Consider the following 11,198-nt stretch of genomic DNA (forward strand, 5'->3'; position numbering starts at 1 on the left):
CGGGGAGGGGTGGGTTTGCTCATGCCGAGGCTTCCGACTTGCGCAGCGCCGCCAGGACGGACCAGACGGCCAGTTTCAAAGAGATCAGCACGTTCCAGCCAGCCATCGACAGGCCCAGGAACACCCAAGCGGCCTTGTCGCAGGCTGGGGCCTCGATCTTGGCCGTGCCCTTGAGCATGGCCTCGAGATCCGCGGCGCCGGCGAAGCCAACGCCCGAACAGGACGACGGACCCGGCCACCACTTCCATTCGGCGCCGGCGTGATAGGTCGCCAGGCCAGCGCCATAGAGGAACAGCGCGCCCAGCAGCAGGTTGGCCGGCGTCCGCAGGCGCGGCCACAGCGGCGTGCGTTGCAGGATGAAGGCGATCAGGCCGACCGTTCCGGCTGCCCAGTAGACCTCGCGCTGCTTCAGGCACAGGTGACAGGGAGCCAAGCCGCCGAAGCTCTGGAAGGCGTGGGCGATGGCCAGCATCAGCGCGCTGGACAGGAACGCCAGCAGCGGCCAGTGGCGCGTGACCAGGTCATAGACCCGGTCCACGAGCCCGTTCGTCTGGTTCGTGGCGCTTTCGCTCGTCATGCCACGCAGGCTCCGCCGTGTCCGCTACCGCCCAGGAGATGGCTCGCCGTCAGTCCAATGACAATGAGGGCGATCAAGATTCCAGCGAATAGGGCAAGGCGGCGTTCGACGACCGGCAGCAGGGCCGGGCCGAATTTCTTGACGATGAAAGCCACGAGGAAGAAGCGCGCGCCGCGCGTCGCCACCGAAGCGGCGATGAACATCGGGAAGCTGAACATCGCCAGGCCCGAGGCGATCGTCACGAGCTTGTAGGGGATCGGCGTCAAGCCCTTGGCCAGGATCACCCACACGCCGTACTTGGCGTACCAGCACTGGAACTCGGCCAGGCCGCCCGAATGACCGGTCGCGGTCATCATCCAAAGGCCGAAGTCGCGCAGGAAGTAGCCGATCGCGTAACCGAGGATCCCGCCCAGCACCGAGCCGATCGTGCAAATCGTGGCGTAGCGCCAGGCCTTCTCGGGCTTGGCCAGGCACATCGGCGCCAGCATCACGTCGGGGGGAATCGGAAAGAACGAGCTCTCGGCGAACGACACGGCGAAGAGGCTGGTGGGAGCGTGGCGGGAGGCGGCCAAGCCCATGACCCAGTCGTAGAGGCGACGCAGCATGCGAACTCCGAGCGAGGTGAGAGCCCGTAGCTAAAGCCAGACAGCCAAAAGTGTAAGCGGTTTTGGCTGTCCGCTCGCGTTAAGCTGACGAAAGGCCCGATCCTGGCCGATCTTATCGGGTTTCGGGCAGGATTCGGCGCGCGCGGCTTCCCGTCCGCGCGCGCCGCTCAGCCGCCTAGAACTTCAGCGCCAGGGAGACGCTGTAGTTACGCCCGGGCTGGCTGTAGGCGTCCTTGACGGTGGAGTTATCGGCGAGGCCACGCATGTCGCTCCACCACCAGTACTTCTCGTCGGTCAGGTTGAAGACGCCGGCGCGCACGGTTACGGCGTCCGTCACCGCCCACCAGCCGGTCAGGTCGGCGACCGTGAACGAAGGCGGCATGAAGCAGTTATTAGCCGAGCTGCCGCCGGTTCCGGCGCAGGTGACGCCCGCGCGGCCGGCCGACTTGCGGTCCGAATGGATCACGCTGAGTTCGCCGCCGAACCTGCCGGACGGCGCGCGATAGTTCACGCCGCCGGTGATCTTGACCGGATCGATCGACGCCAGAGGCGTGTTGACGCCGTCGGTCCGCGAGGCGCCGCGAGCGTAGGAGACCGCAGCCTTGGCCGTGAGCCCAGCGCCCAGGTCGAACGACCCCTTGGCCTCGGCGCCGCTGATCTTCACGCCCGATAGGTTGACGTACTGATAGACGGCCGGATTGGCGGGGGTGAAGTTCCCCGACACCTGCACCTGCTCGATGAAGTCGTCGTATTCGCCGGTGAAGCCCGTCACCGCTACGCGCCAGCGATCGCGATGCAGACGGAAGCCAGCCTCCAGGGTGCGGCTGGTTTCGGGCTTCAGGTCGGGGTTCGACAACGACTTGTAGTTCGACGCCAGATTGGCGAAGCCGGTGTTGACCTGCGACGGCGAGGGGGCCTTGAAGCCGGCGGCGAGGTTGGCGAACAGCGTCACCAGGTCCGTCGCGTCCCAGACCACGCCGATCTTGGGGCTCAGGTGCGTGTCGCTCTGGCCCGACGCGGCCATCGTGAACAGCGGGTCGGCCTTGGGGTCCAGCTTGTAGTAGTCGAAGCGGACGGCCGGATAGATCGTCACCGGACCGGCCGTGATCTCGTCCTGGACATAGAGGCCGCCCAGGGTGAAGTCGGTGGTCGGGAAGGCCTTGCCGGGGAAGGTCTCGCCGGACGGCGGGACCGTGCCGTCGCGCGTGCCCTGCTGGCGGGTGATCGAGGCGTCGCCGCCCCAGACGACCTCATGCTTGAAAGCGCCCGTCTCGAACCGGCTGTGCAGTTCAACGCCCCCGCCGAACACGCGGTTGTTGAATGTGGCGTCGCGGGTGCGGTCGGCGGCGGTGTTGCGGTCCTCGGCCGAGAACTGACGGGTTTTGCTACGCTGCCAGTAGAGCGTGGTCTGGGCGGCCTCGATCAAGCCCTGGCCGCCGTCGAAGCGGTGGTCCAGGCTGACGCGGTCGCGCTTTACCCGGTCGAAGGCCGTCAGGCCGATGACGCTGGTCGCGCCCAGCGGCGGCTTGGCGATGGCCGACAACACCGTCCAGTCGACGTCGCGATCCAGGTGGTCGACCGTCAGGCGGAAGCGATTGCGGTCATTGGGGCTGTAGATCAGCTTGCCTAGAACGGCGTTGGACTTGTTGTCCTCCGGATTGGCGGTGGTGCGGTCGGTGTTGGCCGAGTCGTTGGTCCCGGCCGTCTTCTGGCCCTCGCCGTCGCGGCGGGTATAGGCCAGCATCGCTTCCCAGCGGTCCTTGCGTCCGGCCAGGACGAGGCTTTCGCTCCAGCTTTCGTCGACCGAGGCATAGGAGACCCGCGCGCGGCCGGCGATGTTCTGGCCGGGCTTGAGGATATCCGACGGATCCTTGGTGATGAAGCTGACCGAGCCGGCCAGGCCGTCGGCGCCATAGAGGGCCGAGGCGGGGCCACGGACGATCTCGACGGACTTGAGAATGTCGAGGTCCACATAGTCGCCACGCCCCGTCGACTGGGCGCCAAAGGCGAAGCCGTCCGGTACGCGCACGCCGTCGACCACGATCAGCACACGGTTGCCTTCCAGGCCGCGGATGTTGAAGCCCGCGTTCCCGTCACGGCCCGTGGAGGAGCCCGCGGCCGTAAAGCGGGCGGGGGCGTTGCGCACCGACACGCCCGGTTCGTCGCGGACCAGGTCCTTGATGTCCTTGACCAGCCCGTCTTCCATCTCGTCCGCCGAGATGACGCTGACGGTCGCCGGCGCCAACGAGACGGGTTTTTCCGAGCGGGTGGCCGTCACCGTGACCTTGTCGACCTCGGTGGCGTCGGCCGGGGTAGAAACGCTTTCGGATGCATGGGCGGCAGAGGAGAGCAGGGCGGCGGTCGAGGCGGCGGCCAGGGCCGCCAGCTTCAGGCGAGACATCGATATCCCCTTCGATGATTAGATGCGAACCGTTCGCAATTTGATGGCGATGGGGTAGAGCGACGGTGAAAACCGGTCAAGCTATTTGCAATTGATTCTCAGAACTAATCGCAATAACCAGATTGCGCCGCGTGCGAGCGGCGCCTGGGATAGCCTCGATGATCCGTTCTCTTCGCGCCGGCCTGCTGGGCGGCGTTCTCTTGCTGGGCTTGGCTGCGCCGACCGCCCAGGCCCATTCGCCCTATCTTCTGCCCAGCGTGTTCGATGCTTCGGACCGCAAGCTGGTCACTGTTGAGGGGGCGTTCACCGAAAGCTTCTTCACGCCTGAGGTGGTGATGAAGTCGGAGGCTTACGCCGTGATCGGTCCAGATGGGGCGCGCACGGCGCTGTCTCCAACCTACCTGCGGCAGCTGGCGGTCTTCGAAGTCACGACCGAGGCGCCGGGCACCTATCGCATCACCACGGGCCAGCGCGCCGGACGCGTCGCCAAGGCCGCGCTGGTCGACGGCGAGTGGAAGTTCTTCGAAGGCGACAAGGCTCCCGCCAACGCGATCGACATGCAGAGCCTGACGACCGCCGAGGTCTATGTGACGCGCGGCGCCCCGAACGACGCGGCGCTGGCCCCGATCGGCAAGGGGCTTGAGTTCCGCCCGATCACCCATCCCAGCAAGATCGTCACCGGCCAGGAAGCGGTGTTCGAAATCCTGTTCGACGGCAAGCCGCTGCCGGGCGTGGCCGCGACGCTCAGCGCCGCCGACGACCGCTACGCCGACGTCAAGGCCGCGCCGAAGACCTTCAAGAGCGACGCCAAGGGGCGGCTGGCCGTCAAGGTCGAGCGCTCGGGCGTCTACCAGATCCAGGCCCGCCACCGCGTGGCCTCGGCGGGCGCCGGCCAGCCCGGCCAGAGCCACACCTACGCCCTCACGTTCGAATCCCTCCGTTGATCCAAGGACATGACATGAACACCCGCATCCTCTTCGCTAGCGTCGCGCTGACGGCCTCGCTTCTGGCGGGAACGGCTATGGCCGCCTCCCACGCCCGCGACATCTTCATCAAGGAGCAGGACCAGAACGGCGACGGCGTGGTCACCAAGGACGAATACGCCGCCACCCGCGCGCTGCAGTTCGACAAGATCGACGCCGACAGGAACGGCGTGCTGTCGCAGGCGGAGTACGTCGCCGAGTTCAAGGCGCGCCTGGAGAAGAAGCTGGCCGCCTCTGACCGGACTCCGGAGAAGAAGGCCGAGGAACGCGAGCGCCAGATGCGTCAGACCGACGTGCGCTTCCATGTGCTCGACAGCGACAAGAGCGGCGCGATCACACGGGCCGAGTTCGACTACTCAGGCTGGCGGATGTTCGTCCACCACGACACCAATGAGGACGGCGTGGTCTCGGTCGCGGACCCGATCAAGGACGACCAGCAGACCTAGGCCTGGGCGCGAGGGCGGCTGTCCGATTTGGACTTTCGGCGTTTCGTGGGTATCACCGCCGGCCAAGACACGGGCTCGCGCCCGCATCCAAGCTGGAAGACCATGAGCGACACGCCTCCCGACCGCCTCTCCGTCAATCCCGACAGCCCCTATTACGACGCCGATCTGCTGGAGCGCGGCATCGGCATCCGCTTCAAGGGTGTCGAGAAGACCAATGTCGAGGAATACTGCATCAGCGAGAAGTGGGTGCGCGTCGCGGCCGGCAAGACGCTGGATCGCAAGGGTAACCCGATGACCATCAAGCTGCAGGGCGAGGTCGAGGCCTATTTCCGCGACACCGCCGAAGGCTGAGGTCTTGGCGGACGATCCCGACCTCGAGGCGATGGCCCGCGACGAGCTTTCGCGGGCCCTGACCCTGCGGTGGCAGGATCTGCGTGGGATCATCCCCTGGGGGGACACCTTCGAGGGGATCTCGCCGGCCGGCCGCTATGTCGAGGTGGAGCGCAGCTACATCTGGGCGGCCGAGGCGGGCGGCGATATTCTGTGCGAGGTGGCCGTCTATGGCGGTCCGTCGCGCTATGACCACGGGGCGCGCGCGTCGGCGACAATTCCCAGACCCGCGTAGGGCGGAAGGCGGGACCTGCCTCGCGGACGCGAAGACAAAAACGCCTGTCTCAGCCTAGTCGAGGCATGGAAACGCCACTCTGCGAGGCGAGGCAGCTATTCTCTGCCCACGGGGCGTGCGAAACTGCTTCATCAAGAGGGTGGTCGCCGGGCGGCATTGTGGCTTCAGCTCGCCGCGCTCAGATCAAGACGCGCACCGGACCGAAACGCCAGGGTCCGGACAGCGTGGATGGACTGGCGAAAGGCCGCTCCTTCAAGGCGGTCGCGCCTGGGAGGACGAAAGGAACGGGACATGACCGCTACGGTCTCTCCGCTTACGCCGGGCGCGCCTGACGCGCCCGAAGCCGGTGTCAGTCTTTCCGATTATGTGCCGTATCGCCTGGCCACCGCTTCGGCGGCCGTCAGTCGCCTGATCGCCCGCGCCTATGAGGACCGTTTCGGTCTGACGATCCCGCAGTGGCGTCTAATGTCCGTGCTGGCCGAGGGCGCGTTGACCCAGCACGCCGCCGTCACCCGCACCGCCATGGACAAGGTCCGCGTCAGCCGCGCCGCCCAGGATCTGGTGGTGCGCCGCCTCGTCGCCCGCACCACGGTGCGCTCCGATCGACGCTCGCACACCCTGGAGCTGACGGCCGCCGGTCGCCGGCTGTTCGCCGAGATCGCGCCCCTGGCCCTGGCCTACGAGGCCACGTTGCTGGCGGGGCTCGCGCCCAGCGAGGTCGCGACCTTCAAGCGTTTGCTGAATCACCTCGAGACCGCCGCCATCCAGCTGGCCGGCGGCGAGACGATCACGCCGCCCTAGCTTCATAGACCGCCCGAGCGATGGCGCGGGCCAGGCAGTCCGCCGCCGCCGAGCCGAGGCGCGCGAGCCCGGCCGCGCGCGCCGGCCCTTCGCCCAGAGTCGTCGCGCCCGAGGCCAGGGCGAAGACGATGTCGCCGTCGAAGGTCGTATGGGCCGGACGGATCGCGCGGCCCATGCCGTCATGCGCCATCATCGCCATGCGCTGCGCCTCCGCCGTGCTGAGGTCGGCGGTGGTCGCCACGATCGCGAGGGTGGTGTTGGCGCCGGGACGCAGGCGGCCCATGGCGCCCAGCTTGGTGTCGTCCGGCATCGGCTCGACCGCTGTCGCCATCGCACCGGGGCGACGCCCGCCGAACTCGCCGTCGATCTCGAACGGCCAAGCCCAGAAGGTCTCGCCGTCGGGCATGTAGACCGAGCCGACCGGGTTGGCCGCCACCAGGGCGCCGACGATCAGGCCGTCGCCCAGGTCCAGGGAGGCCGAACCCAGGCCGCCCTTGACCACGCCCGCCATCGCGCCACGTCCCGCGCCGAACGCGCCCAGCGGAAAGTCCGTGGCGGCGGCTTCCACAGCCTTCATGCCAAGCTCGCGGTAAGGCGGAGAGAGACCCCAGGCCTTGTCGCCGCCGTTGCCCAGGTCATGCAGCGAGGCGGCCGGTACGATCGGAATGGCGGGCGAGCCGGCGGCCAGCTTGACCCCGACATCGCGCGCGGAGAGGGCGATCGCCGCGCCGTCGGCGGCGCCCAGGCCGAACACAGACCCACCGGACAGGCAGATGGCGTGGGCGCGGGAGAAGCTGTTCTCAGGCCGAAGCGTGTCGGTTTCGCGCACAGCCGGACCGCCGCCGCGCACATCGACCGCCGCCGCCCAGGCGTCAGGGCACAGCAGCACCGTCACGCCTGTGCGGACCGCCTCGTCTTCGACGCAGCCAACCTTGAGGCCGGGGACGTCGGTGATCAGATTGAGCCGGCCGGGACGAGGCATTGGGAATCTCCGTGGACTTCGATGCTAGACCGGTCTTCGCGAGACTGGAATTCGCCCGCGACGCCTGCTAGGAAGACCACCCTTCGCGTTGCGAAGCCTGCGGGCGTGGTGAAACTGGTAGACGCGCCGGACTCAAAATCCGGTTCCGAAAGGAGTGTCGGTTCGACCCCGACCGCCCGCACCATCTCTTTCTTCCTCTAAAGCGAAGCGCCGGTTTCGGCTTGAAAAAGCCCTGGCCTCATCCCAGCATCCTTGCTGATACCGGTGTCAGTGAACATCGGGGAGGAGACCGCATGACCGCGTTCAAAGGCTTGGGCGAACTTTCGCGACCGATCGGACGGCGAGTCGTGCTCGGTGGCCTGGGGGCGCTGTCGGCGGGTCTGGACGCCGCGGCGATGGGGCGGCGGCCTCCGCGTGACGCGCCGGACCAGACGCGCTGGGTCTTCGATCGGCTCTCGAACATCGGCGGCGCCGCGACGACGATCGAGGGCGATCCGCGCCTGATCGACACGCCCTATGGCAAGGCCGTGGAATTCGACGGCGTCGACGACCGGCTGGTCATCGACCGTCACCCTCTGGCCGGCATGTCGCAATTCACGTTCGAGGCGTTGTTCCGGCCCGACGGCGGGGTCTTCGCCCAGCGCTGGTTCCACCTGAACGAGGAGGGCCCGACGCCCGGCGCGCCGCCGTCCGTGACCCGCATGTTGTTCGAGATCCGCGTGACCGGCGAAGCTTGGAGTCTGGACGCTTTCGCCACGGGGCCTGGCTACAAGCAGACCCTGCTGTTCCAGGACAAGCTGTTCCCGGTGGGACGGTGGTATTGGGTCTCCCAGAGCTATGACGGCAAGACGTACCGCGCGTTCGTGAACGGCCAGCTGCAAGGTGAAGTCGATATGGCCTTCAAGCCCCAAGGACAGGGCCGCTCATCGGTCGGGGCGCGGATGAACAAGGTCGACTACTTCAAGGGCGCTGTCCGGGAGGCGCGCTTCACGCCGCGCGCGTTGGCGCCTGAAGCTTTGTTGCGCACGAGCTAGGCTGGCGCGAACGCCGGCTATGGCGTCGGCGTGGTCGCGACGCTGGCGACGCGGCGTTTCGAAGGCGTGCGGGGCGGGGGTCATGATCCGGTCGGGGTAACTAGCGGCCATCGAGCGCAGATGGCGCCTTTCACGGCCCCCGCTCAATTCATATGAATTGATAGGAATTGAGAAAAGCCGAGGCGAGACCGCCGTTTTCGCCTGCTGGATCAGCCGATCTTGTCGCCGCGATGCAACGGATCGGGCAGGGGATCGCCGGACTTCACGAACTGCAGCGACACCGAATTGATGCAGTAGCGCAGCCGCGTCGGCGCCGGACCGTCGGGGAAGACGTGGCCCTGGTGGCTGTCGCAGCGGGCGCAGCGGGTTTCGATGCGGACCATGCCGTACGAGGTGTCGCGCACGCCGATCACGTGGTCCTCGGCGAACGGCGCATAGAAGCTGGGCCAGCCCGTGCCGCTCTCGAACTTGGTCTCGTGCTTGAACAGCGGCAGGCCGCAAAGGCGGCAGCAGTAGGCGCCGGGGTTCTTCTCGCCCAGCAGGCCGCCGCAGAACGGCGCCTCGGTGCCGTGATGCAGGAGGACGCGCGCCTCCTCGGCCGTCAGGTCGGCCTCCAGGCGTTCGCGTTCGGGCTCCGTCGGCGGGGTGAGATCGAAGCCGGCGGTTGAAAGGATGGCTGCGTCTGTCATGACAGCCAATGTAGGCGCTCGTACGCCGAACCGGTAGCTCCAGGAGTGATCATGACCGTCGCCGTCGCCTTTCTGCAGCCGGGCTGGGCCGATTGGGAGGCCGGTCCCGTGCTGGCCCTGCTGCGCGAGCACCTGAAGGTCCAGATCGAGATCGCCACCCCGACCGGCGATCCGGAGACCTCGATCGGCGGAATCCTGGCGGCCGCGGACTACCGGTTCGACGATCCGGTGCTCAGCGACGCCGACCTCTTCATCCTGATCGGCAGCGACGCGTGGTCCGAGGGCGAGAACCCGGCGATCACCGCCCTGCTGCGTCAGGCCTTCGCCGACGGCAAGCCCGTGGCGGGCATCTGCGCCGGCACGACGGCCCTGGCGCGCGCGGGCCTGTTCGAGGGGCGCCAGCACACCTCGAACGGCAAGGATTGGCTGGAGGGCGTCGTCCCCGGCTATGCGGGCGCGGAGCATTACCTGGACACGCCCAAGGCGGTCAGCAGCGGCAGGGTGGTCAGCGCCTCAGGCCTGGCGCCGGTGACGTTCGCCGCCGCGGTGGCGCGCCTTGTGGCGCCGGAAGCCGAGGAGATGATCGCCGGCTTCGAGGCCATGTTCGCGCGAGAGTTCTCCTAGCGCAAAAATCTCTCGAAGATTGTAATTCGTCTTGATGCCCGCTACGCCTGTAAAGTGCGACAAGGGGGCGATGACATGGCGGATCCGTTTCCATCGGCACGGGGGTCGGTCGAAGCGGCCGGACGGCTGAACGTCCGCCGGGACAAGCCGCGCACGACCTCTCCCAAGGCGCGCGTCATCGAGGCGGGGACGCGCTTTCCGGTCAGGAACGCGGTGACGGGCGACCTCGTCTCCGGCGTCAGTCAGTGGTTCGATCTGGGCGGCGGCGAGTATGTCTGGGCGGGCGGCTGTCGAGATTTCAAGCCGCCGGTCGAGGAGGACGCCGAACGTCCCGACCGCAGCCAGCTCCACGACTACGTCCCGCCGCGCTTCAAGATCGCCGAAGGGGTCCGCCATCGGGTGCAGGGCCGACGGCCGAACGGCCTGGAAGGCCTGATCGTCCACTTCGACGCCTATCGCATCAAGAAGGCCGGCAACGGCGTGGAGGACTCCGACGCCCGCACCCTGGACATGATGCGGTCGGGCCAGGCCAACGGCTTTCACTACGGCGAGATCAGCCGCACCGGGACCATCTTCCTGCCCGAGAATTTCGAGTGGAGCGAGTGGGGCTCGCACGCCGGCGTCAGCCAGTGTCCGGTGACCCAGCGGACGGGGGTCTCGCGCTTCTATGTCGGCTTCGAGATGAACAATCCTGGCCGCCTGTACGAGGCCCAGGAGGACGGCGTCTTCTGCCCCTGGTTCAACGCGGTTCGCGACGCCGCCGGCAATGTCGTGCTCGACGCGCGAGGGCGCTGCCAGAGGAAGTCGATCCACGACGAGTGGTTCGCCGCCGATGAAGTCCGCACGGTCGCGGCGGACGGCAATATCAAGGCCGGGACCTATCTGCCCTACAGCTTCGACCAGTTCGAGGCGTTGACGAACCTGTGCCTCTATCTGGCCAAGACCTTCCCTGCGACCTTCAGCCTGGACCGCGTGCTCGGCCACGACGAGGTCGCGCCTCAGCGCAAGAACGATCCGGGCGGAGCCTTGGCCGACCCCGCCCGTCTGATGACCATGGCCGCGTTTCGGGCCTATCTGAAGTCGCTTATTTGAGCACGGCGGCGGCCGCGCGGGCTACGATCCCGTCCTCCGGCGCCGAACCGCCCGAGACGCCGATCGCGCCCACGATCTTGCCATCGACCAGCAAGAGCTCGCCGCCCTCGATCGCCATGGCGCCGGTGAAGACAGCGTTTAGCGTGCCGGCCTTCACCGCGTTCTGGAACTCGGAGGTGGGGCGGCGGAAGTTGGCGGCGGTGTGCGCCTTCTTCAGCGCCACCTCGCCCGAGCCGTACTGAGCGCCGTCCATCTTTTCGGAGAGCACGACAGCGCCGTTCGACTCCACCACGGTAATGACCATGGACCAGCCGTTCTTGCGCGCCTCGGCCTCGGCGG

14 protein-coding genes and 1 tRNA gene are annotated in these 11,198 nt (G+C 67.5%); 9 read left to right on the forward strand and 6 right to left on the reverse strand.

What is annotated here, in order from left to right:
• Positions 1–19 precede the first annotated feature (19 nt).
• The 3 genes from AX690_RS13130 to AX690_RS13140 form a co-directional block, all read right to left on the reverse strand.
• The gene (locus tag AX690_RS13130) at positions 20–577 is read right to left on the reverse strand and encodes a disulfide bond formation protein B (protein WP_066681914.1); all 558 of its coding nucleotides are present in this window, start codon (positions 575–577) and stop codon (positions 20–22) included.
• On the reverse strand, positions 574–1,182 hold the full coding sequence (locus tag AX690_RS13135; protein WP_066681911.1) for a YqaA family protein: 609 nt from the start codon (positions 1,180–1,182) through the stop codon (positions 574–576). The genes AX690_RS13130 and AX690_RS13135 overlap by 4 nt, the downstream gene beginning before the upstream one ends.
• Before the next feature lie 175 nt (positions 1,183–1,357).
• Entirely contained in the window at positions 1,358–3,583 is a 2,226-nt protein-coding gene (locus AX690_RS13140) for a TonB-dependent hemoglobin/transferrin/lactoferrin family receptor (protein ID WP_066681907.1), read from the reverse strand.
• A gap of 158 nt (positions 3,584–3,741) precedes the next feature.
• Between AX690_RS13140 and AX690_RS13145 the strand changes: the two genes are divergently transcribed.
• The 5 genes from AX690_RS13145 to AX690_RS13165 all read left to right on the forward strand — a co-directional run bounded on the left by AX690_RS13145 (position 3,742) and on the right by AX690_RS13165 (position 6,438).
• Entirely contained in the window at positions 3,742–4,527 is a 786-nt protein-coding gene (locus AX690_RS13145) for a DUF4198 domain-containing protein (RefSeq protein ID WP_066681898.1), read from the forward strand.
• A 14-nt stretch (positions 4,528–4,541) separates the two neighbouring features.
• Positions 4,542–5,012, forward strand: a complete 471-nt coding sequence (locus AX690_RS13150; protein WP_066681896.1) for an EF-hand domain-containing protein — start codon at positions 4,542–4,544, stop codon at positions 5,010–5,012.
• Between the two features lie 102 nt (positions 5,013–5,114).
• The gene (locus AX690_RS13155) at positions 5,115–5,363 is read left to right on the forward strand and encodes a DUF3297 family protein (RefSeq protein ID WP_062099782.1); all 249 of its coding nucleotides are present in this window, start codon (positions 5,115–5,117) and stop codon (positions 5,361–5,363) included.
• Between the two features lie 31 nt (positions 5,364–5,394).
• The gene (locus AX690_RS13160) at positions 5,395–5,637 is read left to right on the forward strand and encodes a hypothetical protein (RefSeq protein WP_066681923.1); all 243 of its coding nucleotides are present in this window, start codon (positions 5,395–5,397) and stop codon (positions 5,635–5,637) included.
• A 291-nt stretch (positions 5,638–5,928) separates the two neighbouring features.
• Positions 5,929–6,438, forward strand: a complete 510-nt coding sequence (locus tag AX690_RS13165; RefSeq protein ID WP_066681894.1) for a MarR family winged helix-turn-helix transcriptional regulator — start codon at positions 5,929–5,931, stop codon at positions 6,436–6,438.
• On the opposite strand, the gene AX690_RS13170 is transcribed toward AX690_RS13165, so the two are convergent.
• Entirely contained in the window at positions 6,425–7,420 is a 996-nt protein-coding gene (locus tag AX690_RS13170) for a P1 family peptidase (RefSeq protein WP_066681891.1), read from the reverse strand. The two genes, AX690_RS13165 and AX690_RS13170, sit on opposite strands and share 14 nt — an antisense overlap.
• A 99-nt stretch (positions 7,421–7,519) precedes the next feature.
• Here AX690_RS13170 and AX690_RS13175 point away from each other — a divergent pair.
• Positions 7,520–7,604 (forward strand) — tRNA-Leu (locus AX690_RS13175).
• Between the two features lie 109 nt (positions 7,605–7,713).
• Entirely contained in the window at positions 7,714–8,454 is a 741-nt protein-coding gene (locus AX690_RS13180) for a LamG-like jellyroll fold domain-containing protein (RefSeq protein WP_066681886.1), read from the forward strand.
• 209 nt (positions 8,455–8,663) lie between these two features.
• Here AX690_RS13180 and msrB read toward each other — a convergent pair whose 3' ends face one another.
• Entirely contained in the window at positions 8,664–9,143 is a 480-nt protein-coding gene (gene msrB, locus AX690_RS13185; RefSeq protein WP_066681884.1) for a peptide-methionine (R)-S-oxide reductase MsrB, read from the reverse strand.
• A 51-nt stretch (positions 9,144–9,194) separates the two neighbouring features.
• Between msrB and AX690_RS13190 the strand changes: the two genes are divergently transcribed.
• Complete coding sequence (locus AX690_RS13190; RefSeq protein ID WP_066681881.1) at positions 9,195–9,767, forward strand: type 1 glutamine amidotransferase family protein; 573 nt, start codon at positions 9,195–9,197, stop codon at positions 9,765–9,767.
• 75 nt (positions 9,768–9,842) lie between these two features.
• The gene (locus tag AX690_RS13195; RefSeq protein WP_066681878.1) at positions 9,843–10,859 is read left to right on the forward strand and encodes an N-acetylmuramoyl-L-alanine amidase; all 1,017 of its coding nucleotides are present in this window, start codon (positions 9,843–9,845) and stop codon (positions 10,857–10,859) included.
• Here AX690_RS13195 and AX690_RS13200 read toward each other — a convergent pair.
• On the reverse strand, positions 10,852–11,198 hold a 347-nt coding region (locus AX690_RS13200), incomplete at its 5' end, for a heme-binding protein (protein ID WP_066730405.1). The two genes, AX690_RS13195 and AX690_RS13200, sit on opposite strands and share 8 nt — an antisense overlap.

Origin of the sequence: Caulobacter sp. CCH9-E1 (assembly GCF_001556515.1) — a bacterium.
Classification (GTDB): domain Bacteria; phylum Pseudomonadota; class Alphaproteobacteria; order Caulobacterales; family Caulobacteraceae; genus Caulobacter.